The organism is Arthrobacter sp. 35W, assembly GCF_000482545.1.
Classification (GTDB): domain Bacteria; phylum Actinomycetota; class Actinomycetes; order Actinomycetales; family Micrococcaceae; genus Specibacter.
Genome location: NZ_KI519455.1, coordinates 183,739 through 207,315 on the forward strand (window position 1 = coordinate 183,739; position 23,577 = coordinate 207,315).

19 protein-coding genes are annotated in these 23,577 nt (G+C 68.3%); 5 read left to right on the forward strand and 14 right to left on the reverse strand.

Annotated features, from left to right (window positions below; genetic code table 11):
- Positions 1 to 30 precede the first annotated feature (30 nt).
- Positions 31 to 1,545, reverse strand: coding sequence for an IMP dehydrogenase (gene guaB / locus K254_RS0112970; RefSeq protein ID WP_026555724.1), 1,515 nt, complete (start codon positions 1,543 to 1,545; stop codon positions 31 to 33).
- A gap of 152 nt (positions 1,546 to 1,697) precedes the next feature.
- On the reverse strand, positions 1,698 to 3,851 hold the full coding sequence (locus tag K254_RS0112975) for an acyltransferase family protein (RefSeq protein WP_081710134.1): 2,154 nt from the start codon (positions 3,849 to 3,851) through the stop codon (positions 1,698 to 1,700).
- 146 nt (positions 3,852 to 3,997) lie between these two features.
- Between K254_RS0112975 and K254_RS23185 the strand changes: the two genes are divergently transcribed.
- Positions 3,998 to 5,017 (forward strand): DUF389 domain-containing protein, encoded by a 1,020-nt coding sequence (locus K254_RS23185; RefSeq protein ID WP_051389210.1) that lies wholly within the window; start codon positions 3,998 to 4,000, stop codon positions 5,015 to 5,017.
- A gap of 25 nt (positions 5,018 to 5,042) precedes the next feature.
- Here the strand turns inward: K254_RS23185 and groL are convergent, their stop codons facing one another.
- From groL to K254_RS0112995, 3 genes are all read right to left on the reverse strand, one after another.
- Entirely contained in the window at positions 5,043 to 6,656 is a 1,614-nt protein-coding gene (groL, locus tag K254_RS0112985) for a chaperonin GroEL (protein WP_026555726.1), read from the reverse strand.
- 81 nt (positions 6,657 to 6,737) lie between these two features.
- Positions 6,738 to 7,034, reverse strand: coding sequence for a co-chaperone GroES (groES, locus tag K254_RS0112990; protein WP_026555727.1), 297 nt, complete (start codon positions 7,032 to 7,034; stop codon positions 6,738 to 6,740).
- A 316-nt stretch (positions 7,035 to 7,350) separates the two neighbouring features.
- Complete coding sequence (locus K254_RS0112995) at positions 7,351 to 7,809, reverse strand: hypothetical protein (RefSeq protein ID WP_026555728.1); 459 nt, start codon at positions 7,807 to 7,809, stop codon at positions 7,351 to 7,353.
- A 77-nt stretch (positions 7,810 to 7,886) separates the two neighbouring features.
- On the opposite strand from K254_RS0112995, the gene K254_RS0113000 reads away from it, so the two are divergent.
- Positions 7,887 to 9,104, forward strand: coding sequence for a THUMP-like domain-containing protein (locus K254_RS0113000; protein WP_026555729.1), 1,218 nt, complete (start codon positions 7,887 to 7,889; stop codon positions 9,102 to 9,104).
- 2 nt (positions 9,105 to 9,106) lie between these two features.
- Here K254_RS0113000 and K254_RS0113005 read toward each other — a convergent pair whose 3' ends face one another.
- Entirely contained in the window at positions 9,107 to 9,919 is an 813-nt protein-coding gene (locus K254_RS0113005; protein ID WP_026555730.1) for a shikimate 5-dehydrogenase, read from the reverse strand.
- 227 nt (positions 9,920 to 10,146) lie between these two features.
- Between K254_RS0113005 and K254_RS0113010 the strand changes: the two genes are divergently transcribed.
- Complete coding sequence (locus K254_RS0113010) at positions 10,147 to 11,298, forward strand: glutamate--cysteine ligase (RefSeq protein WP_026555731.1); 1,152 nt, start codon at positions 10,147 to 10,149, stop codon at positions 11,296 to 11,298.
- A 218-nt stretch (positions 11,299 to 11,516) separates the two neighbouring features.
- On the opposite strand, the gene K254_RS25750 is transcribed toward K254_RS0113010, so the two are convergent.
- The 7 genes from K254_RS25750 to alr all read right to left on the reverse strand — a co-directional run bounded on the left by K254_RS25750 (position 11,517) and on the right by alr (position 18,579).
- Positions 11,517 to 11,702 (reverse strand): hypothetical protein, encoded by a 186-nt coding sequence (locus K254_RS25750; protein ID WP_026555732.1) that lies wholly within the window; start codon positions 11,700 to 11,702, stop codon positions 11,517 to 11,519.
- Positions 11,703 to 12,052: 350 nt separating this feature from the next.
- Positions 12,053 to 13,975, reverse strand: coding sequence for an HNH endonuclease signature motif containing protein (locus tag K254_RS0113020; RefSeq protein ID WP_026555733.1), 1,923 nt, complete (start codon positions 13,973 to 13,975; stop codon positions 12,053 to 12,055).
- Between the two features lie 524 nt (positions 13,976 to 14,499).
- Positions 14,500 to 15,603 carry a tRNA (adenosine(37)-N6)-threonylcarbamoyltransferase complex transferase subunit TsaD gene (tsaD, locus tag K254_RS0113025; RefSeq protein ID WP_026555734.1) on the reverse strand — a complete coding sequence of 368 codons (1,104 nt, stop codon included), beginning with the start codon at positions 15,601 to 15,603 and terminating at the stop codon, positions 14,500 to 14,502.
- On the reverse strand, positions 15,600 to 16,067 hold the full coding sequence (rimI, locus tag K254_RS0113030; protein WP_051389470.1) for a ribosomal protein S18-alanine N-acetyltransferase: 468 nt from the start codon (positions 16,065 to 16,067) through the stop codon (positions 15,600 to 15,602). Before rimI ends, tsaD begins: the two co-directional genes overlap by 4 nt.
- A gap of 23 nt (positions 16,068 to 16,090) precedes the next feature.
- Positions 16,091 to 16,819, reverse strand: coding sequence for a tRNA (adenosine(37)-N6)-threonylcarbamoyltransferase complex dimerization subunit type 1 TsaB (gene tsaB / locus K254_RS0113035; RefSeq protein WP_026555736.1), 729 nt, complete (start codon positions 16,817 to 16,819; stop codon positions 16,091 to 16,093).
- Between the two features lie 9 nt (positions 16,820 to 16,828).
- Positions 16,829 to 17,440, reverse strand: a complete 612-nt coding sequence (gene tsaE, locus K254_RS23190) for a tRNA (adenosine(37)-N6)-threonylcarbamoyltransferase complex ATPase subunit type 1 TsaE (protein ID WP_051389211.1) — start codon at positions 17,438 to 17,440, stop codon at positions 16,829 to 16,831.
- On the reverse strand, positions 17,437 to 18,579 hold the full coding sequence (alr, locus tag K254_RS0113045) for an alanine racemase (RefSeq protein WP_155848650.1): 1,143 nt from the start codon (positions 18,577 to 18,579) through the stop codon (positions 17,437 to 17,439). The genes tsaE and alr overlap by 4 nt, the downstream gene beginning before the upstream one ends.
- A 252-nt stretch (positions 18,580 to 18,831) precedes the next feature.
- On the opposite strand from alr, the gene mshA reads away from it, so the two are divergent.
- Positions 18,832 to 20,076 (forward strand): D-inositol-3-phosphate glycosyltransferase, encoded by a 1,245-nt coding sequence (gene mshA / locus K254_RS0113050; protein WP_026555738.1) that lies wholly within the window; start codon positions 18,832 to 18,834, stop codon positions 20,074 to 20,076.
- Positions 20,077 to 20,094: 18 nt separating this feature from the next.
- Here the strand turns inward: mshA and K254_RS23195 are convergent, their stop codons facing one another.
- Entirely contained in the window at positions 20,095 to 21,261 is a 1,167-nt protein-coding gene (locus tag K254_RS23195) for an ROK family transcriptional regulator (RefSeq protein WP_051389471.1), read from the reverse strand.
- 127 nt (positions 21,262 to 21,388) lie between these two features.
- On the opposite strand from K254_RS23195, the gene K254_RS0113060 reads away from it, so the two are divergent.
- Positions 21,389 to 23,569 (forward strand): alpha-galactosidase, encoded by a 2,181-nt coding sequence (locus K254_RS0113060; protein WP_051389212.1) that lies wholly within the window; start codon positions 21,389 to 21,391, stop codon positions 23,567 to 23,569.
- Positions 23,570 to 23,577: the final 8 nt, after the last annotated feature.

Genomic DNA, 23,577 nt, shown 5'->3' on the forward strand with positions numbered 1-23,577 from the left:
CCAGCAGTCGCATGGGCTGCGCTTGGCGCGTTACTTGGAACCGTAGTTCGGTGCTTCGACGGTCATCTGGATGTCGTGCGGGTGCGATTCCTTCAGACCTGCAGCGGTGATGCGGACAAACTTGCCGCGCTCCTTCAGTGCCGGAATGGTCGGCGCGCCAACGTAGAACATCGTCTGGCGCAGGCCGCCCACCAGCTGGTAGGCCACGGAGGACAGCGGTCCGCGGTAGGCCACGCGGCCCTCAATGCCCTCGGGGATGAGCTTGTCATCGCCGGAGACATCCGCCTGGAAGTAGCGGTCCTTGGAGTAGGAGGTGTTCTTGCCGCGGGACTGCATGGCACCGAGCGAGCCCATGCCGCGGTAGGTCTTGAACTGCTTGCCATTGACGAAGATCAGCTCACCCGGAGCCTCCTCCGTGCCGGCCAGCAGCGAACCCAGCATCACAGTGTCGGCGCCGGCAACCAGCGCCTTGCCGATGTCGCCCGAGTACTGCAGACCGCCGTCGGCGATCAGCGGCACACCGGCCGGGATGGCGGCCTTGGCAGACTCGTAGATGGCGGTGATCTGCGGAACGCCCACACCTGCCACCACGCGGGTGGTGCAGATGGAGCCCGGGCCCACGCCCACCTTGATGCCGTCGGCACCGGCGTCGATCAGGGCCTGGGCGCCTTCACGGGTGGCGGCCTGGCCGCCGATGACGTCCACGTGCTTGAGTACGGGATCGCTCTTGAGGCGGCGGATCATGTCCAGCACGCCCTGGCTGTGGCCATTGGCAGTGTCAACGAACAAGGCGTCGACGCCGGCGTCGACCAAGCGCATGGCGCGCTCCCAGCCGTCTCCGAAGAAGCCGATGGCCGCACCGACGCGCAGGCGGCCCTGGTCATCTTTGGTGGCCAGCGGGTACTGCTCGGCCTTGGCGAAGTCCTTGACGGTGATCAGGCCGCGGAGGTAGCCGCCGTCGTCCACCAGGGGCAGCTTCTCAATCTTGTTCTTGGCCAGCAGCGCCGAGGCGTCCTCGCGGCTGATGCCCACCTTGCCGGTGACCAGCGGCATGGCGGTCATGACTTCGCTGACGCGGCGGCCGGCGTACTCGGACTCCGGGATGAACACGGTGTCGCGGTTGGTCACGATGCCCACCAGACGGCCGTCGGCGTCCACCACGGGCAGGCCGGAGACGCGGTAGCGGGAGCAGAGCTCGTCCAGCTCGGCCAGCGTGGCCTCGGGGTGGACGGTCAGCGGCTTGGTGATCATGCCGGATTCGCTGCGCTTGACCAGGTCCACCTGCTCGGCCTGGTCGTCAATGGAAAGGTTGCGGTGCACCACGCCCAGACCGCCCTGGCGTGCCATGGCGATGGCCATGCGGGACTCGGTGACGGTGTCCATCGCTGCGGACAGCAGCGGGGTCTGCACCGTGATGCGCTTGGAAATGCGCGAGCTGGTGTCAGCCTCGGAGGGGATGACGTCCGTGTGCCCGGGCAGCAGCAGAACGTCGTCGTAGGTCAGACCCACAAAAGCGAAGGGGTCATGGATTTCAGGCTGGGTCACGAGTGCTCCTCGGCGGTGGGACCGGGTGGTGGTTGCAACCAACGGCGCGCACCGTGATTACGGAGCATGCCTGTGCGTTTGATACATCCTAAAACGAAAGGAGTCGCTGCCCTATTCCGGATGCGTCCACGAATGCCCGCTTGTGGGCGAACTCACGGTGCCCAGCCGGTGGCCGCCAGCAGCCGTTGTTCAAACATCGGCGCCGTCGATTGGGTGTAGGTCTTCGTCAGATGGTTGTCGTCCTTGTAGACATAGACGTTGCCGACGACGGCGGGGCAGACGCCGCCGACGCAGATGTAGTCGCTCATATCCATAAAGAAGAGGTTCTCCGGCGCCCCGGCGTAGCCGTCCAACGGGGACTGCTCGGCCAGTGAATCCGACAATGGCGGATTGCAGGCCGGGGCGGCGGCGCCCTTGATGCCCGCGCAGTCGGCCATGTTGATGGTGAAGCGGGGGTTGTCCCGCATGCCGATCACCTCGATGCCGGCATCGGTGAACGGCGTGATGCCCTCAAGGTAGGCCGGCACCGCCGTCTCGACGGGGTCCAGTTCGTGGGTGAGCGAGGCCAGCGTAAAGACGGCATCGGGCATGAGCCCGAGCACGTACTCCCTGTCAAGCTGGTTGAACTCGTTGCAGTCATCGGCGCGCTCCGGGGTGTCCCCGCCGTAGCGGCAGCCGGACTTGAGCATCATGACGATCTGCCAGTTGTATTTGGTGGCCAGGGTGTCCCACACCGGCAGCCACTGCTGCGAATGCGAATCGCCCAGCACCACAATTGTCTTGGCCGGATCCCCGGCGGGCTGGTTGGCGTGGCAGACCTGCGCGAGCACCTCGGAGTCCGGAACCAGCGCGCCGGTGCAGTCGCCGTCGATGGTGGCGAATTCGTTTTTCAGCTGCGTGGGTGCCGGGATGACCCTGGCGGTGCTCGACGGCACACCTTCGTAGCCGGGCTGCAGGGCCGCGGCGCCGGGATTGTCTGCCGGCGTCTGGGCGGCGACGGCGGTGTCGTAGGCGGAGATGTCGCTCTGCCACAGGGCCACCGGACCGGCCAGCAGCGAGGCGCAGCAGGCGATCACTGCCGCCGACCGCCAGGCCCGCAGCTTGGGCCATTCCCAGCTGCGCAGCGGCTTTTCGACAAAGCGGGTGGTCAGCCAGGCCAGCAGCAGGGAGGTTGCGATGACGCCCAGGCCCTGCAGCAGCGTCACGGAGCCTTGGTCCTCGGCCACGAGGAAGACCACCAGCAGCGGCCAGTGCCACAGATAGAGGGCATATGACATCCCGCCCAGGCCAACGAGCGGCTTGGAGGAAAGGAGCCTGTCCACGCCGATCCGGCTGCCGGTGGCGCCGGCCGCGATCACCAGGGAGGCGGCGAGCGTGGGCCAGAGCGCGATCCAGCCGGGGAACTGCTGGTCCACCGTGAGGATGAGCCCACAGCCCAGCATGGCGGCCAGGCCCAGCCAGCCCATGAGGATGCGCACCACCCGCGGCAGGTCCAGATGGGGCAGCACTAGGGCCAGCAGCGAGCCGAGGGCAAACTCCCACAGCCGCACGCGGGTGTCGAAGTAGGCATAGGCCTGGTTGGTGGCCGTCTGCTGGATGGAGTAGGCCAGCGAGGACGCGAAGATTGCCGCGAACACCACGGCCAGGATCCCCCGGTAGCCCAGCAGCGGGGCCAGCACGGGAATCCTGTGGGCCAGGCCCGTGCTGCGGATGAGCCGCCACACCACTGCGGCGCCGGCAAAGACCAGCGGCCAAAGAATGAAGACCTGCCCCTGGATGGACAGCGACCAGAAATGCTGCAGCGGGCTGGCGCCGGAATGGTCGATCGCGTAGTAGTCCACTGCGTTGTCGGCCAGCAGCCAGTTCTGTTGGTAGGTGAGCGATGCCAGCGCCTGGTCAAGGATGTCCGGCCAGCGCCGCGGCGGCAGCACGGCCCAGGTCAGCAGCAGCGTGGCCGCCAGGACGACGACGGCGGCCGGCAGCAGGCGCTTGAACAGGTGCAGCCAGTGGCGGATGAGCCGCAGGGGGCGGCCGCCCTCCACCTTGGCGGTGAACTGGCGGGTCATCAGGAAGGCTGAAACCAGCAGGAAAACGTCCACTCCCCCGGACACCCGGCCCAGCCAGACGTGGTAGGTGACAACCATCAACACGGCCAGCGCACGCAGGCCCTGGACCTCCGGCAGGAACTTCCGCTTCCCGCCCGTTGCCGCACCCTCGTCCGGCCCCTCTGCCGGCCCCTGTGCCAGGGCACCGCCGTCGGCCGTCCCAGCCCTCAATACGCCCGTTGACGCCGTCCCAAACTCCATCAACCTGCACCTAACCATCGCTAAAGCCAAGTTTCCACGGTACGTGGACCTCCTTGGAGCCGTCGATTTAAGTGGTCCGGGCCACATCCACGACCGGTAGTCTCAGGGACGGGGCCCGTCCGGGTTCCGGGACGGGAGGACCGGTCATGACCTTGCAGGTGCGGGTGGTGGTGCCCGCTGGGCTCACTGCCGACATTGTCAGCGCCGCCCGGGGGCTGTCCGGCGTCTCGGAGATCTCCGTGCTCACCGGAGCCTCGGTGCTGCCGCCCGGGGACATCATCACGCTCGCCGCCGAGCGCGAGTGTGTCGCGGAATTGTTGGAACTCCTGCATGGCTTCCAGGTCGCCGAGGTGGGCTCCGTCAGCATCAGTGAACCGGAGCTGGTGCTGTCCACCCGGGCCCGGCAGGCATCCGAGCAGACCCCGGGCGAGGGCGCCGATGCCATCATCTGGGACGAGGTGGAAACCAACACCAGCGAGGAAGCCAAGCTGAGCTGGAGCTTTCTGGCCTTCCTGGTGATCGCCACCCAACTGGCCGGGATCGGCATCGTCACCGATTCAACCATCGCCATCGTGGGCGCCATGGTGGTGGGTCCGGAATTCGGGCCGCTGGCCGGACTGGCCCTGGCCCTGGTGGACCGGCGCTGGGCCCTGGCCCGCCGCGCCGCTGTGGCCCTGGGCGTGGGGTTCCCGGTGGCCATGGGCATTGCCGCCCTGGCCACCTGGCTGTCCATTCCGCTGGGGCTGGTGGACCCGGGCTTCCTCAGCAAGGGGGATCCGGCCACCGAGTTCATCTACCACCCCGGCCCCTACTCGTTCATCGTGGCCGTGCTGGCCGGCGCCGCCGGCATGTTGTCCCTCATCGGGCGCAAATCCGCCGTGCTGGTGGGTGTCTTCATTTCCGTGACAACAGTCCCGGCAGCAGGCTTTGTCGCCGTCGCGCTGGTCCTCAACGAGCCTGCCCTGGCCGCCGGCTCCGCGATCCAGCTGCTGCTGAACCTCTCCGGCATTGTTGTCTCCGCGGCCGCTGTGCTGGCGGTGTACCGCTGGCTGGGCCGGCACCGCTCCAGCGCACCGGCGTCGCCCTACGCAGCCAACCCGTTCAAACGCCAACAGCCCGTTAAACGCCAACCGCCCCGCAGCCAGCGTCCGTCTAAGGGACGCTGACCGCGGGGCGGTTGGTTAGGGATGCCTAGTGCTGGTGGCCAGCGTGGGCGTCCTCATCCTCTTCGGGCTTCTCCGTCACGAGGGCCTCGGTGGTGAGCACCAGGGCGGCGATGGAGGCGGCGTTGCGCAGAGCGGAGCGCGTCACCTTGACCGGGTCGATGATGCCGGCGGCAACCAAGTCCTCGTACACGCCGGTGGCGGCGTTGAAGCCGAAGCCATCTTCGAGCTCGCCAACCTTGTGCACGACGACGTAGCCATCGTGTCCGGCGTTCTGGGCGATCCAGCGCAGCGGCTGGGCCACGGCGCGGCGGACCAGCTCGACGGCGGTTGCCGCGTCGCCCGTCAGCTGGGCGACGTTGCGGTCCTCATCCAGGGCCTTGGCGGCCTGGACGAGGGCGGAACCGCCACCGGCCACGATGCCCTCTTCAAGAGCGGCACGCGTGGAGGACACGGCGTCCTCGATGCGGTGCTTCTTTTCCTTCAGCTCAACCTCGGTGGCAGCGCCAACCTTGATCACGCCGATGCCGCCGGCCAGCTTGGCCAGACGTTCCTGCAGCTTTTCCTTGTCCCAATCGGAGTCGGTGCGGCCCAGTTCGGCGCGCAGCTGGGCCACGCGGTCCGCCACATCTGCGCCGGTGCCAGCACCGTCGACGATGGTGGTGGAATCCTTGGTCACGGTGATCCGGCGGGCGGTGCCCAGGACCTCGAGGCCAACCTGGTCCAGCGACAGGCCGATCTCCGGGGAGACAACCTGGGCGCCGGTCAGGATCGCGATGTCCTGCAGCATGGCCTTGCGGCGGTCGCCGAAGCCCGGAGCCTTGACGGCGACGACGTTCAGCGTGCCGCGCATCTTGTTGACGATCAGCGTGGACAGAGCCTCGCCGTCGACGTCCTCGGCAATGATGAACAGCGGCTTGGAGGCCTGCAGAGCCTTCTCCAGCAGCGGCAGGAAGTCCGCAATGGAGGAGATCTTGCCCTGGTTGATCAGGATCAGGGCATCTTCGAGCACTGCTTCCTGGCGTTCTGCATCGGTGACGAAGTACGGGGACAGGTAGCCCTTGTCGAACTGCATGCCCTCGGTGAGGACCAGCTCGGTGGCGGTGGTGGAGGATTCCTCGATGGTGATCACACCATCCTTGCCAACCTTGTCAAAGGCCTCGGCCAGCAGGTCGCCGATTTCCTGGCTCTGCGCGGAGATGGCGGCAACTTCTGCCACCTGGCGGCCCTGTACTTCGCGGGCGTTGGTCAGCAGGCGCTTGGAGATGGCCTCAACCGACACCTCGATGCCGCGCTTGAGGTCTCCGGGGGCTGCGCCTGCAGCAACATTGCGCAGGCCTTCCTTGACCAGAGCCTGTGCCAGCACGGTCGCCGTCGTCGTGCCGTCGCCGGCCACGTCGTTGGTCTTGGTGGCAACTTCCTTGGCCAGCTGGGCACCAAGGTTTTCGTACGGGTCGTCCAGCTCAATCTCACGGGCGATGGTCACGCCGTCGTTCGTGATGGTGGGAGCGCCCCACTTCTTGTCCAGCACAACGTTGCGGCCGCGCGGGCCCAGGGTCACCTTGACGGTGTTGGCCAGCTTGTCGATGCCGGCCTCCAGGCTGCGGCGGGCAGCGTCGTTGAATTCAAGCTGCTTAGCCATGTTTCAAGTCCTTTCACGCAAAGACCCCACGCCATCGATCCAGACAGGCTCAATCGGCGGCGCGGGGCATTGCAACGGGTGCTACTTTACGATGATGGCCAGCACGTCGCGGGCGGAGAGAACCAGCAGCTCTTCGCCGCCGGTCTTGATCTCGGTTCCATCGTACTTGGAGTAGATGACAACGTCGCCAACTGCTACATCGACGGGAACGCGGTTGCCCTTGTCGTCAATGCGGCCGGGGCCCACTGCCACAACTTCGCCCTCCTGGGGCTTCTCCTTGGCGGTGTCCGGGATGACCAGGCCGGATGCGGTGGTCAGCTCAGCTTCGAGCTGGCGGACAACAATACGATCCTCAAGAGGCTTAATAGAGACCGACACTCGGACCTCTCCTTCACTGGGTAAAAATCTTCGGATGATTCAAGAACCTTGGGACAGACTCCGCCTCTGCCAACGTCGTCGCGGTGCCGCGGGCAGGGAAGAAGTCTGAGGCTTCTTCAATTAGCACCCTCATGCCGAGAGTGCTAACCCGACTCTATTGAATCGGTTAGCACTCGGTCAAGGCGAGTGCCAATGAAGCGCCATATTCGGGGCCGTTTTCGCTGCCGGCGCACAGGCCCGGCGGCGGGGCGGCCCGGGATCGCCCGACGGCGATGGCTGCCTGAGCGCAGCTGCTGTCGGCGTGGTGCGGGGCGCGTCAGTGCCCGCGGTGCTGGGCGGACCAGACGGACAGGCGGTGCTGGTGGATCGTTGCGGCAGTCCGCTTCGCAGTTCTCGCAGCCGACTTGAACCACAAGACTGCCGCAATGGTTCCTCCGGCCCCGGCCAGCAGCAGCACACCGCCGCCCACCATGGCCGGCGCGAATCGACCCAGGTCCACCACTTCTTCGCCCTGGGCTGCGAGCGCATAGCTGGTCAGCGGGCCCACTAGGAGAAAGAACCCGGCCAGACCCACCAGCAGCGACAGGGCCAGCACCCAGCGGGTCCGCGGCCGCCCGGCGGCGGCAGCGTCTGCCGTCTCAAGCAGGTGGGCGGGCACCGGTATGGCCAGCAGCTGTTCCGGCGTGGGCTCCGCGGCATGCCGCGCCTGCCCTGACTGCTGATGCTGCCTGAACGGCTGGTTCTGTCCGGCGGGCGGAGTCTGCGGATCTGTCATGTGCCCACCCTAGCGGCCGCCGGACACCGGGCACCCGCCGGGACGGTCGCACGTCCCCGCCGGGATAATCTTGACCCATGGCTACAGATGCAATCGCGCCCTTGTTGACCGCCGAGGGGTGGGAGCTCCTCGCATCGATGGGCCAGTACCGGGAGGCCGACTCCCTCAAGCTCAATGCCTCCCTGCGCAAGGCCGGCCACTCCCCCGAACTGGTGGCAGCGGTCCTGACCCAGTCCCGGCTGCGCACCAAGGCCGAGGCCAAGTTTGCCGAGTTCGCACACCAGATGCTGTTCACCCAGGCCGGCCTCGAACAGGCCACCAGACTCAGCATCGCGGCCCTGCATGCCCGCCGATTCGCCGAGGCCGGCGTCCAACACGTGGCAGACCTGGGCTGCGGCATCGGCGCCGATTCGCTGGCCCTGGCCAGCATGGACCTTCGCGTCACCTCGGTGGAGATGGACGAGACCACGGCGGCCTGCGCCACCATCAACCTCATGCCCTTCCCCACCGCCACGGTGGTCCAGGGCCTTGCCGAGGAAACCGACCTCACCGGCGTCGACGGCGTCTGGCTGGACCCGGCCCGCCGCACCACCTCGACCAGCGGCACCACCCGCCTCTTCGACCCCGAGGCGTTTTCCCCACCACTGTCCTTCGTGGAATCCCTGGCTGCCCGCGGCCTGGCTGTGGGCGTCAAGATGGGCCCCGGCATCCCGCACGAATCCATCCCGGCCGGCTGCGAGACGCAGTGGGTTTCGGTGGACGGCGATGTGGTGGAGGCGGCCCTGTACTTCAATACTCTGGCCCGCGACGGCGTCGTCCGCGCCGCCGCCGTCATCGGCCCGCACGGCATGGCCGAGCTCACCAGCCCCGAGGCCTACGATGCCGCCAACCAGGACGTCGCCATTGGGCCCGTCGAGGGCTACCTCTACGAGCCCGACGGCGCCGTCATCCGCGCCGGACTCGTGGCGGATCTGGCCCGGCGCCTCGACGGCCACCTGCTGGACGAGCACATCGCGTACATCTGCGCGCCCGAACTGGTGGCCACGCCGTTCGCCCGCGCCTACAAGGTGCTGGAGGTCAAACCCTTCAACGTCAAGGCCCTCAAGGCCTGGGTCAAGGCCAACCGGATCGGCGTGCTGGACATCAAGAAGCGCGGCATGGCCGTCACCCCGGAGGAACTGCGCCGCCAGTTGCTGACAGGTTCGGGCAAGGGCCCCAACAAGGCCACGCTGGTCCTCACCCGCATCGGCGAGGACCGCGTGGCCATCGTGGTCGAGCCCATCAACCTGCACTGACCCTAGCTGCGGGAGAACTCGCTGGCTTCGCGCACCTGCTCGGGGGTGGGGCGGATGCCGGTGTAGAGGACAAACTGCTCCTCCGCCTGGATCGCAATGACCTCGGCACCCGTGATGACGTGCTTGCCGGCGGCGCGGGCCGCCGTGATCAGCGGCGTTTCGGAGGGAAGCGCGACGACGTCGAACACCACGGCGGCAGCGGCCACCGTCGCGTCGTCGAACGACTGGGCAGCTTCATCGGCACCGGCCATGCCCAGCGGCGTCACGTTGACCAGCAGATCCGCCACGGCCTCCCCCACCTCCGGCAGCCAGGCGAAGTTGTACAGCCCGGCCAGGGCGCGGCCGGATTCCTCGTTGCGGGCCACGATGGTGACGGCAGCAAACCCGGCGTCGCGCAGGGCAGCCGCCACCGCCTTGGCCATGCCGCCGGAACCGCGCAGCAGCACGGTGGACGCCGGGTCCACGCTGTGCTCGGCCAGCAGCCGGGCGATCGCCAGGTAGTCGGTGTTGTAGGCCGTGAGAACACCGCCGTCGTTCACGATGGTGTTGACGGAATCGATGGCGATGGCGGAAGGATCCATGACATCGACCAGCTCAATGACGGCCTCCTTGTACGGCATGGAGACAGCCGCGCCGCGGATGCCCAGACCTCGGATGCCGGAAACGGCCTGGGCCAGATCCACCGGCGCGAAGGCCTTGTAAATGAAGTTCAGGCCCAGAAGGTCGTAAAGATAGTTGTGGAAGCGCGTGCCAATATTGCTGGGCCGGGCAGCCAGCGAGATGCACAGGGTCATGTCTTTGTTCAGGATCGGCATTCCTCCATTGTGTCCGGTGCAATCGGCCCGGGGCGAGAATGACGCCGGATTCCGTTGATGAATAAAGTGGACGACCAAACGGCCCGCTGTGTCCGAACACACCAGCAGCCCCGTTACATATGACGCCCCACAGACGCGGCAGCCCTGGGCCTGCATTAGAATTGCCCCATACTCACGGGCGCAATCTGGCGGCCATGAATGGCCAATTAAAGAATCTGGGAGGGCGTTTGAACATCGATTTCGCCTCATCAGAACGGTCAACACTGGGCGTCGAGTGGGAACTCGCCCTGGTGGATGCCGAATCGGGGGAATTGGTACCGGCCGCCAGCGAGGTTCTGGCCGCCGTTGCGGCAGCACATCCGGAGCTGGCCGCAGATGCGGAACACCCGCACATCAAGCAGGAACTGCTGCTGAATACCGTGGAAATCGTCACCGGGATCTGCCACACCGTGTCCGAGGCAAAGAACGATCTTGCCCGCAATCTTGCCACCCTGCGCGAGGCAACAGACCCGCTGGGCGTGGAACTCCTCAGCGCGGGGACACACCCGTTCAGCCACCCCCGCCAGCAGGCGGTGACTGACAAGGAACGCTACGCCAAGCTCATCGACCGCACCCAGTGGTGGGGCAACCAGATGGTCATCTACGGCGTCCACGTCCACGTCGGCCTTGACCATGTGTCCAAGGCCATGCCCGTTCTGGACGGGTTGGTGAACTATTTCCCGCACTTCCAGGCACTTTCCGCGTCGTCGCCCTACTGGGACGGCGAGGACACCGGCTACGCCTCCCAGCGCGCGCTGATGTTCCAGCAACTGCCGACGGCCGGCCTGCCGTTCCAGTTCCCGGACTGGGCAGCGTACGAGGCCTATGTGCAGGATATGTTCACCACGGGAGTCATCGACGCCACGTCGGAGATCCGCTGGGACATCCGCCCCGTCGCCAACCTCGGCACCATCGAAATGCGCATTTGCGATGGCCTGTCCACGTTGGAGGAGATCGGCGCCGTCGCAGCGCTCACTCAGTGCCTGGTGGATGATTTCTCCCAGACGCTGGACGACGGCGGCACCATTCCGACCATGCCGCCGTGGCATGTACAGGAAAACAAATGGCGGGCCGCCCGCTACGGCATGGACGCGATCATCATCCTCGATGCCGCAGGCAACGAGCAGCTGGTCACGGAGAATACGCTGGAGCTGCTGAACAAGCTCGAGCCCGTCGCCAAGCGCCTGGGCTGCTCCGACGAGCTGGCCGATGTGGAGAAGATCATTGCCAACGGCGCCGGGTACCAGCGCCAGCGCTCGGTTGCCGCCGCCAATGATGGAGACCTGCGCCCCGTGGTGAAGGACCTCGTGGCCCGCATGCGATCCAACACCCTGCCGTAGCAGACGGTTTCTGCACACATGGTGCCGCCCTGCTTCCAGGGCCGGCGCCACGGAACTGCTGGGCGACTGGGCGACTGGGCGACTGGACAACTGGACAACTGGACGACTGAGTCATTGAACGACGACGGCGGCACCTCGGTGCCGCCGTCGTCGTTGTTTCCGGGGCTGCTTGCTCCCCGGCGGATCCTGCAATCCGCTGGATCCGCCGAAATGCGCGGCTAGTTCGACATCCGGTTGCGGAGCGAACCCGAGCTCGCCAACGCCGCGGCGATGGCGTCTGCAGTTTGCTCAAACACTGTATTGGTCTTTGCGGCACCGATGGCTCCGCCCTTTAGCGACGCTGCTGCCAGGCTGCGGTTGAGCCGTGCCACCAGCAATTGGTCCGGCGTGGCAAAGAACTCCACGGGAAATGAAACGTGAAGCTTTTTCCCCGCCATCGCTCCCAGCACCACCGTGGCAAAGGTACTGCCCCGTGTGGCCGTGAAGCCGCCATTCGGGGCGGCTTCACGGTGAACCCCTGTCCGGTGAGGGCGTCACCAACAATTCGTTTGCCCGTCTCCGCATCAGTTGCAATAAGGAAATCGTGGCTGGATGCCATTTCCTTGCCTTTCCAGAATTCGTGGAGCCCGTTTCCTGCGAATCGCAGGAAACGCTGGCATCGCCAGCGCGGCAACAGTCTAGGCATCGAAACACCCAGCACACGGGATGACACGAACGTCGCCTGCCCTTGGGGTTTGGCCGGCGTCCACTTCTTCTACCAGGGCGGGTCCGCTCCCAGGCCGGGCGGGTACGTTTCCCGGCCGGGCGGGTGCATCGGGGGCCGGGCGGCGAGGCGGACGGGGTCGGGGTTGTGGGCGTGGTTGCGGCGGGGGCGTTGGAGCCGGTCCAGGGCCAGAGGCGGGGTGAACCAGGGGACCCCGTCCACCAGGGCCGCCGTCCAGCCGGTGTGGTGGAGGAGGTGGTGGTGCCAGGAGCACAGGAGCACGCAGTTGGCCAGGGAGGTTTCCCCGCCGCAGGCCCAGGGCACGATGTGGTGGGCCTCGGTCCACTGCGGGGGCCGGGTGCAGCCCGGGAACGCGCAGCCGTGGTCGCGGACGACCAGGGCCCTGCGCAGGGCCGCGGAGACCAGGCGTTGTGAGCGGCCCAGGTCCAGGACCTCCCCGTTCGTGCCGAGCACGGCCGGGATGAGGTGCGCGTCGCAGGCGGCCTGGCGGATCGAGGCGATCGAGGTGGACCCGGCGTACGGGAGCAGGGCGCTGCCCAGGCCCGAGCGCAGTTCGGCCAGGGTGACGGTGATGAACAGCTGGGGCCGCAGGCCGCCGTTGTCGGGGAGGGTGTCGGTGCGGGCGGCGAGGTGCACGCAGTCCAGCAGGGCGTGCAGCAGGGCCTGGGGGCGGGGGCGGCGGTCGCGGATGGCCTGGTCCTGCGTGCACTGGTCCGGATCGGTGCCCGGCCCCGGATCGGTGGACGTGGCGGCCTCGGCGGTGGATGTGGCGGCGTCATGGTGGGTGGGGGCGCAGCCTGTGGAAGCGGACAACCCTCCGTCCCCGGGGGCACCAGCGGTGCCGGCCCCGGCAGTCCCGCCGTCCGGGCCAGCGTCCGGGCCAGCGCCGTCCGGGCCAGCGTCCGGGCCGCGGGCCCAGGCGGGCATCTCCGCGGCCGGGGAGGAGGGCATGGCGCCGGGGATGGTGTTGATGCCGGCGGTCTGGCGGGGGTTGGTGGCGGTGCCGATCGCGGCCAGAAGCTCCTCGTAGTCGACCACGGTCAAATGTCCATCGAAGTGGACCAGTCCGCGGCGGGGCCGGGTGAAGTGGATGCCCTCCTTGGCCAGCAGCTCGGCCTCGGTGGGTTCGGTCCCGTCCGGGTCCAGCAGGTTGATGGTGCGGTGCGCGCACTGGGTGAGGATCTCGGGGCGTTCGGCCACGGCCAGGGCCGTCAACGCCTCCTCCACCGTGCGGACTTCGGGCAGGGTGATCCGGCCCCCGTCGGCCAGGTGGGAGGCCTGGGTGGTGTAGTCGGCCACGATCCGGGCGGCCTCGATCGACAGGGCCCCGGCGAAGAACGCGGCGGCCAGGGCGGGCATCCTGGGTGCGGTGGTGTGGGTGGTGAGCGGGTCGATGGTGGGGAGCAGGTGCTCTGCGAGGATGATGCGGCGGGCGGCCTCCCGGCCGGAGATCTGCAGGGTTTCGGCGAGCAGGTTGATCGGGTTCGTCGCCCCGGTCCCGGTGTACCGGCCCGCGGCGGCGCGGGCGGCGATCTCCCCGGCGTAGTGGATCTGCAGTGCGGCCAGGTGGCGGGCGAGGGATTCCAGCTGCGCGGCCCGGGTGGTGAGCTGGGCGTCGGTGTGGGCGGGCAGGTGGAGGGCGGCCGGGTCGACGACTGCCGGTCCTGCGGCGTCGGCGGCGGCCAGGGCCAGGCGCAGCACGGCCCGCAGATGCCCGCCCGCCACCGGCACACCCCGGCCCGGCGCGTCCCGGCCCTCCGGATCCAGGCCCGGCGCATCCCTGCCCTCCGGATCCAGGCCCGGCGCGTCCCGGCCCTCCGGATCCCGGCCCGGCGCATCCCTGCCCTCCGGGCCCGCGTCGGGGCCGGCTGCCGGGCCGGGGAAGGCGGCGGGTGCGCCCGGCTCTTCGCCGTAGTCTCTGGAGGCCCCACCGCCGCCGTCAAACCAATTCATACATATATTCTAATAAACTTTGGTGCCTTCGAAAAGAGGTTTAGGGGAATCAACAAAATCTGTGGATAAACCGGCCTGTGAATAACCCTGTGGAGGACTCGGCAATTGTTCCGGTGGGTTTATCGGATGCCATCCAGTGCACCAATCCTCGATTCGATGGCGGGGAGCTTCGACGCGTTGGAGGCCTGCTTCATCAATCCAGCGCAGCGACTGCACCGGCATCTGGAGCAGCGGGAATCAGCGGAAACACGGTGCGCGACGTTGGATCCGCCAGGCTCCGTCCAGCCATCCATATGGCTTGCGGGATCTCCATAGCCCTCGGCGCCACGTGCCCGCCGTGCCCTCGGCGCCACGTGCCCGCCGTGCCCTCGGCGCCACGTGCCCGCCGGCAGCCAAAAACCCGCAATATCTGGATGCTCAATAATTGGTCCAGCGCTACGCCCCAAGGGGGCCGGCAATCCGCTCCCGGCCCCAAAGGGGAATAGGTGAATAGTTCGAATTCCCAAGGAACCCGAAAGGAGGAACTATCCGGCCAGGCTGATGCTTGTCACGGGCATCGAGGAATCCGGCGCAAAGCCAATTCCACTCGGAGCCACACCGCGCATGACCAATTGCGCGCCGAGGGCCGCCACCATGGCGCCGTTGTCGGTGCAAAGGTTCAGTGCGGGAACCAGCAGTGTGATGCCGGCGGCCGCCGTGCGCTCGGCCAGCAGTGAGCGCAGCCGGGAGTTGGCCGCCACTCCCCCGCCCAGCAGCAGCGTGGTGATGCCCTGCTCGCGGCAGGCCAGCACGGCCTTGGCCGTGATGACGTCCAGCACGGCTTCCTGGAAGCTGGCGGCGATGTCGGCCATGGGCGGTTCCTCGCCGCGCGCCTCGTAGAGCTCCACGCAGCGCGCCACGGCCGTCTTCAGCCCGGAAAAGGAGAAGTCGTAGCGGTGCGGCCCCGGGGCCTCGGCCATCCCCATGTACTTGGGCACCGCAAGGCCGCGCGGGAATTTGATGGCCTTGGGGTTTCCTTCGCGTGCCAGCTTGTCGATGGCGGGGCCGCCCGGGTAGTTGAGCCCGAGCAGGCGGGCCACCTTGTCGAAGGCCTCGCCGGCGGCGTCGTCAATGGTGGCGCCCAGCAGTTCGACGTCGTCGGCAATGCTGCGCACGCGCAGAATCTCCGTGTGCCCGCCGGACACCAGCAGGGCACCCAGGTTCTGAGGCAGTCCGCCGTCCACCGACACGGAGGCAATGGCCTCGTCCAGCAGCGCCACACCCACATGGGCCACCAGATGGTTGATTGCGTACAGCGGCTTACCCGTGGCCAGCGCCAGGGCCTTGGCCGCGCTGACACCCACCATCAGGGCGCCGGCCAGGCCGGGGCCGCTGGTGACGGCAATGGCGTCGATGTCGGCCAGCGTGACGCCGGCCTCCGCAAGTGCCGCCTCAAGCGTGGGGACAAACGCGTCCAGATGCGCGCGGGAGGCGATCTCGGGGATGACGCCGCCAAAGCGGACATGCTCGGCCATCGAGGAGGAGACGGTGTTGGTCAGCAGGTCCGTGCCCCGGACGATGCCGACGCCGGTCTCATCGCAGGAGGATTCGATCCCCAAAACCAATGGGGTGGAGGTCGCCGTGCTCATTTGCCGTCCTTGTTCTCGTCAGGGCTGTTGCCGGTGGCCGCACGGAGCGTCAGGCGCATGATCAGGGCGTCGCTGCCGTCGCGGTAGTAGCGGGGCCGCTGGTGGATCTGCTCGAAGCCGTAGCGGAGGTAGAGCTCCTGCGCCCGGGGGTTCGCGGCACTGACCTCCAGCAGAACGTCGTCGGCCCCACGGCGCCGCGACTCCTCGATCAGCTCGGTCAGCATGGCCCGGCCGATGCCGCGGCCCTCGAAGTCGGGCAGCACGCCGATGGTCTGGATGTCGGCGATCGGCTGGACGCACATGAGGCCGGCATAGCCGACGACGGCGCCGTCGAGTTCGGCGATGATGTACCGCCGGGTCTCGGGCTGGGACAGCTCGTCAACAAACATCTGCCGCGGCCAGCAGTCGACGGCGAAGAGCTGGCGGTCCAGCTCGGTGATGAAGTCGATGTCGGACGCCACCATGTCCCGCAGCGACAGGGCGCCGCTCACAGGGCGCGCTTCCGCGGGCCGGGGACCTTGGCATCGGATTCGCGCAGGTACAGCGGAGTGCTGTCCAGCAGTGGGCGGCCCGCAAGCAGGTTCGCCATGGCCATAAGACCGAGGGATTCGGCCTTGGGCTGGGCCGCGGAGAACGATCCATCCACGGTGCACCCCTGGGCCTCCAGCACCTCGCGGTAGATGCCCGCACCCATGCCGTAGACGGACAGTGCCGGCAGCTCAGTGGCGGGGCCAACGTGCGGGCCCTCCAGCAGGGTGGCGTCCCGGGAGTAGCGGGCCCAGTAGACCTCTTTGCGCCGCGCGTCGGTGGCAATGACAAAGTCCCGCTCCGGGTGCAGCACGCGGCTGAGGACATCCCCATCCTGGTGTCCGGCATGGAGAACGTCCCAGGCCAGCGCATCAAGGCTCATGACGCCGTGCAGTGGCACGCCCCAGACGAAACTGAGCGTGCGGGCCATGGCAATGCCGGAGCGCAGGCCCGTAAAAGGGCCCGGTCCCACGCCCACGACAATTGCGTCCAGGGCGGGCCCGTCGACCATGGGATCGGCGAACAGGGCGGCAACCCCCGGGCCCAGCACCTCGGCATGGCTGCGGGTGTCCTCGGTGGCGAAGCTTGCCTCCACCGTCGCGCCGGCGCCCGGGCGTCCCTCGTGGGGCACCGCGGAAATCAGGGCCGCGCTGGCAATCGCGGAAGTGTCTATGGAAAGAATGCGCACGTTTGAAGCCTATTCCACGCCGCTGGGGCGCTGGTTTTCCTCGGCGAGCCCGGAAAGGTCCACGCCCTCCCAGCGGGGGCCGACGGCGCGGATGCGCACGATGCGCGCCTCGTCCTCGCCGCCCTCTTCCTCGCTGAAGTCATGGCTGAAGTCGTTGCTGGTGTCATGGCCTGCGGCCGTGTCCTGCGTGGAGGCGTGGTCGTCGGCGCCGGTGGCACGCACCAATTCGATCTCCAGCCGGCTCTCGGCCAGGTGCTCCACGCGGTCGGCGCCCCATTCGACCACAGTGACGGCGCCGTCGAGGGTGTTCTCCAGGTCGATGTCGTCGATCTCGGCGGCGGAGCCCAGCCGGTAGGCGTCAACATGCACCAGATCCGGCCCGCCCGGGTTGTGCCCCTCGGCAAGGTTCGGGTGGATGCGGACCAGGACAAACGTGGGCGAAATGATGCCCGGGCGCACACCCAGGCCGTGCCCGAGCCCCTGGGTGAACGTCGTCTTGCCCGCACCCAGCCCACCGCTGAGGATCAGCAGGTCCCCGGCGCGCAGCAGGGCACCCAATTGGTGCGCGATGTGCTGGGTTTCGGCGGCAGAGGACGTGGAGAACTCCACGAGAGGGCTCATGCGCCGGCCTCGGAGTCGATGTATACGCGGGGCACACGGGGGCTGATCCGGGTCACCACTTCGTAGTTGATGGTGCCTGCGGCAGCCGCCCAGGATTCGACGGCGGGGGCGCCCGCGGCGGGGTCCCCAAAGAGAACTGCCTCGGCGCCGAGCAGGGAGCCGGCGGCAATCCCTGGCCCCAGGTCCACCACCATCTGGTCCATGGCGATCCGCCCCACCACCGGGTAGGTGGTGCCGTCGATCAGGACCGGCCCACCGGTGGCCACCCGGGGAACGCCGTCGGCGTAGCCCAGCGGCACGAGTGCCAGTGTGGTCGGGGCCGCCGTGATGTAGTTCAGTCCGTAGGAAACCCCCTGGCCGGCGGGCACCTCCTTGCACGCCGCCACCCGGGTGCGCAGCGTCATGGCCGGCCGCAGGCCGAGGTCTGCGGAGGTTTGGTCCTCGAAGGGTGAAAGCCCGTACAGGCCCAGGCCCACCCGCACCAGATCGAAGTGCGCATCGGGGCGGGACAGCGTTGCCGGCGTGTTGGCGGCATGCCGGACTTCCAAGTCCGCGCCGGCGTCCTCTGCCAGGGCCACGGCCTCGCGGAAGCGGTCCAGCTGCTCGTCCGTTTCACGGCGCGCCGGCTCGTCGGCCACGGCCAGATGGGTGAACAGGCCCACCACGCGCAGCAGCCCCTCGTCCTGCTGGGAGATCGCATCGCCCACAAAGGCGTCCCACGCGGCGGCGGTGCTGCCGTTGCGGCCCAGGCCGGTGTCGATCTTCAGGTGCACGCGTGCGGGACGCTCCTGGGCGCGGGCCGCGGCCACGATGTAGTCCAGCTCCCAGCCGGATACACCCAGGTCGACGCCGGCGGCCAGGGCTGCGGAGAAGTCGCTCGACGGCGTGTGGAGCCAGGCCAGGATGGGCGCCTCGATGCCTGCCTCGCGCAGGGCCAGAGCCTCGGAGATGTGGGCCACCCCCAGCCAGCTGGCTCCGGCGGACAGCGCGGCGCGGGCCACCTGGGCGGCGCCGTGCCCGTAGGCGTCGGCCTTGACCACTGCCATCACCTTCGCCGGCGCGGCCGTCTCCACCAGGTGGCGGACGTTGTGCCGGATGGCGGCGAGGTCCACCACGGCCGCCCGTTCCGGCCAGGGCAGCGGGGCGGCGCCGTTGACGGAGTCTGCTGCCGGTCCGGACGCGGAGGGGTCCTGCGGAATGATGTGCTGCTGGGCGGGAATCACCCTCCCATTTTAGCCGGGGCGGCACGGCACCTGGCCCGGGGGCTGGAGGTGGGAGAATTTAGCTACGTGCGCCCGCGGGCGTTCGGTTGTCCATGCTGTTGTCGTAGTCCAGTTGTCTGTCCATCCAGTGGTGAAGGAGTCCCGGTGCACCAGGTGCGGCGCGTTGCCATGTTGTCTCTGCACACGTCCCCGCTGGACCAGCCCGGCGGCGGGGACGCCGGCGGCATGAACGTCTACGTCCGCTCGCTCGCCCTGGAGCTGGCGGCCTCCGGTGTAGCCGTGGAGATCTTCACCCGGCGGACCAGCCCGGCCCAGCCCGACGTCGTCGAGCTCGGCCCGGGCGTGCTAGTGCACCACGTCACGGCGGGCCCGGCCCACAAGGTCTCCAAGGAGCGGCTCCCGCTGCTGGTCCCCCAACTGGCCGATGCGGTCTCAGCGGTCATCCAACGGGCGCCGGCGGGGCATTTCGACGTACTCCACGCCCACTACTGGGTCTCCGGCATGGCGGGCCTGCTGCTGTCCGAGCGGTGGGGCCTGCCGCTGGTGCACACCATGCACACCATGGCCAGGGTCAAGAACAAGCATCTGCCGACGGGCCAAAGCGCCGAGCCCAGCATCCGCGAAGACGGGGAGCAGCACATTGTGGCCGCCGCCGCCCGGTTGATCGCCAACACCACGGCCGAGGCCGCGGAGCTGGAGCGGCACTACAACGGCTGCGAGACCCGGATCGACGTCGTCTCCCCCGGGGTGGATCTGAAGGTGTTCAAACCGGCGTTCCGCGACAGGTCCCGGGCCGCCCTCGGGGTGCCCACCGAGGTGTTCCATGTGGTGTTCGCCGGCCGGCTCCAGCGGCTGAAGGGCCCGCATGTGCTGGTCAAGGCCGCCGCCCTGCTGCGCCGCAAGCGCGTCGACATTCCCCTGCGGGTCACCGTCCTGGGTGCCAGCAGTGGTGGGGACAAGTACGATCTTCCCCAGCTGATTGCCGACGCCGGCGTGGCCGACGTCGTATCGGTGCGCCCGCCGGTTGGTGCCGGCTCACTGGCCGATTGGTACCGCGCCGCGGATGTCGTGGCCATGCCATCCTCCAGCGAGTCCTTCGGACTGGTGGCCATCGAGGCCCAGGCCTGCGGCACGCCGGTGGTCGCGACGAATGTCGGCGGCCTCCCACGCGCCGTCAGCGATGGCCGCACCGGCCTGCTGGTGGACGGCCGGGATGCGCACGATTGGGCCGATGCCCTCGCCTCGCTGCATGACTTCCCGCAGACCCGCACGGACATGGGCCGCGCGGCCTCCGTCTACGCGGAATCCTTCGGCTGGCAGCATACGGCCGAGCTCACCACGGCCAGCTACGACCGTGCGTTGGCCGGCGCGGCGCCGGTGCAGCGTGGAGCGGCGCAGAGCCAGCGGGTCTAGGGCCCACCGGGCGGCAGTTCAGCCCGCAAAGGCCTGCTGCTGGATGGCGATTGCCGCCGCGCCGCGGGCCCACTCGTCGAAGGCAGCCGGTGTCACCACCAGCTCCACCGGATCGGCCTCGGGGTCCCGGTCGGCGGCCAGAGCGGCCTGGACGATGGATTCAACCTGGGCAAACATGCCGATGCCCTCCCCCGCCAGCACCACCGTGTTGACCATGGCCAGGTTTGCGGCGGCGGCGATCATCCGGCCCAGTGCCCGGGCAGCGGAATCCACCACCGCCGCCGCCACCGGGTTGCCGTCGGCGGCGAGCGCCAGCACCTCCTCATAGTCCACCGGGCGGCCCAGCGCCGCGGAGACCTGCGCACAGATGCTGGGAATGGTGAGCATGCCGGTGGAGCAGCCGCGGTGGCCCTCCTTGCACAATGGACCATTGGGGTCCAGGGGGTAGTGCCCGCCCAGGCCCAGGCCGGCGTCGCGGGTGCGGACCACCCGGTTGTTGATGGCGATCCCGTAGCCCACGCCGGCGCCGATGGTGAGAACCGCAAAGTTTGCCGCCGTCCGCCCCGCACCGAACCACTGCTCCGCGGCCGCGAGGGCAATGACGTCGTTCTCCACGGCCACCGGCAGACCCAGCCGCTCTTCAAGGAGGCGCCGCAGCGGGACGTGGCGCCAGCCCAGGAAGGGTGCGCGGAGCACCACGCCATGGGCGTCGACATTGCCACCGATGGAGATGCCCACGGCAGTGAGCACCCCTGAGCCGTTCCCCCGCAGCCGCTCCACCAGTTCGGCAATGGCATCGACCACCGCTTCGACGCTGTCGCCGGAAAATGCCAATTCGTCGGTGGCCAGATCCCGGGCCCGAAGGTCCGTCAGGGCGCCCAGGACGGCGCTTCCCGTCACCTTGATGCCTACAAAGTTCTGGACCGAGGCGTGCACATCCAGCAGCCGCACGGGGCGTCCCACCGAACCGTCCGCGACCAGCTCGCCCTCCACCAGTACGCCGGCATCGAGCAGCGGCTTGCTGAGCCGGGTCAGGCTGGCGGTGCTCAATCCCACCCGGCCGGCCAGCTCGCTTCGTGACAGCGGGCCGTGGATCAGGACGGTGCGGGCCAATTCGAGCGCCGATTCCGGCAGTCCGCGGGGGACGACGGCGTCGGGGGCAGTGGGGGTGCTGAGGGTGGCCATGGCCATAGTTTATTGCACCACAAAGCTAACTCAAGCCTCTGCATGCTATTCCAGTGGCGCTGCGGCCACATTTCCGGCCGGCAAGTGACCCTTGACACAGCAATTAGTTTTGCCGTAAAAATAACTCATGCCCTCTTCGCCTTCCTCCCTTGCCACCGCCGCCGAGCCCGTCGGGAAGCCCGCACCCTCCGTCATCCAGCTCCACCGCGGCGGGACCTCCGTCCTGCTGGACACCCGGACCGCAGGACTGCCCACCATCCTGCACTGGGGCCCGGACACTGGGACCCTCAGCACCCACGAACTGGACTCGCTGGCCATCGCCGCAGCCCCGCAGCGGGTCTCCGGCGGCATTGATTCCCCCGCCCGGCTGACCCTGCTGCCGCAGGAGGCCTTTGGCTGGCAGCACTCCCCAGCGCTGCAGGGACACCGCGGCGGAACCGGCTGGGCCAGCGCCTTGTCGACGACGGCGGTCAGCGCCACCGGACACGGCGTCGCCATCACCGCCGAGGACACGGCCGCCGCCCTGTCGTTGGTGACTGAGCTGGACGTCACCGCCGCCGGCGTCGTGCGCCAGCGCCACACCCTCACCAACAACGGCACCACCGATTACGAACTGTCCCAGCTGGCCGCTGTCTTCCCATTGCCGCCCTCGGCCTCCGAGGTGATGGACACCACCGGGCGCCATCTGAAGGAACGCACGGCACAGCGCCGCCCGCTCACCGTGGGCGCCCACGTCCGCGAGAGCCGCCGCGGCCGCCCCGGCGCCGATGCATCCCTGCTCATGCTGGCGGGCGAGGACGGCTTCGGATTCCGCAGCGGATTGGTCCACGGCGTGCACCTGGCCTGGAGCGGAAACCACCGCCTGAGCGCCGAACGCACCATCAATGCCGACAACTTCCTCACCGCGGGCGAGCTGCTCGCGCCGGGCGAAGCGATTCTGGCACCAGGCGAGAGCTACAGCACCCCGTGGGCGCTCGGCTCCTGGGGCCACGGTCTTGACCAGCTTTCCGCCCGCTTCCATGCGGACCTCCGCGCCCGGCCCCAGCACCCTGCCAAGCCGCGCCCCGTCACCCTCAACACCTGGGAGGCCGTGTACTTCGACCATGACCTGGACACGCTCAAGGCACTGGCCGACAAGGCGGCCGAGGTCGGCGTCGAACGTTTTGTGCTCGACGACGGTTGGTTCAACGGCCGCCGCGACGACACGGCCGGTCTTGGCGACTGGTTTGTCGACGCCGGCGTGTGGCCCGACGGTCTGGGACCTCTGGCGGAGCACGTCCGCTCGCTGGGCATGGAGTTTGGCCTGTGGTTTGAACCCGAGATGGTGAACCCGGACAGCGAGCTGGCCCGCAACCACCCGGACTGGATTCTGCACACCGATGGACGCTGGCCGCTTCCGGGCCGCCAGCAGCAGGTGCTCAATCTGGCCCACCCCGATTGCTACGCCTATCTGCTGGAGCGGATCGACGCGCTGCTGGGCGAGTACCCGATCGGCTACATCAAGTGGGACCACAACCGCGATCTGATGGATGCCTCCGATGCGCGCACCGGCCGGCCGGGCGTCCACATCAGCACCACGGCCCTGTACCGGCTGCTCGCCGAGCTTAAGGACCGCCACCCGGGACTGGAGATCGAAAGCTGCGCCTCCGGCGGCGCCCGCGTTGATCTCGGCATTCTGGACTTCACCGACCGCATCTGGACCAGCGACTGCATCGACCCGATCGAACGCCTCGACAACCAGGCCAACACCGGGCTGCTGGTCCCGTACGAGCTCATGGGCGCCCACATCGGCGGACCCCGCTCGCACTCCACACACCGCCGCCACACCCTCGGCTTCATGGCGCGCACGGCCGTCTTCGGCCACCTGGGCATCGAATGGGACATCAGCGGCATCGATGACGCCCAGACCGACGAGCTGCGCTCCTGGGTCGAGTTCCACAAGGCGAACCGCGCCCTCTTCCACAGCGGCGTGAGCGTCCACGCGGACCACCCCGATGCCGCCATCGACATCCGCGGTGTGGTGGGCTCCGATTCCCGCCGCGCCATCTTCGCCTTCACGCAGCGTGAGGCTTCCACCACCTACCCCGCGGGGCGCTTTACGCTCCCTGGCCTGGGTGAGGACGCCCGTTACAGCGTCCGCCTCTCCGGGCCCCTCACCGACGATCTGGGCAACGGGCAGTCTCCGCTCGCCTGGGCCGGCACAGACGTTGTCTTCAGCGGACGGTCGCTGGCCACCATCGGCCTTCAGGCACCCGTCCTTTTCCCCGAACACTCGGTGCTGGTCATTGTTGACCAGATCACCGGCTAAGGAGTTGC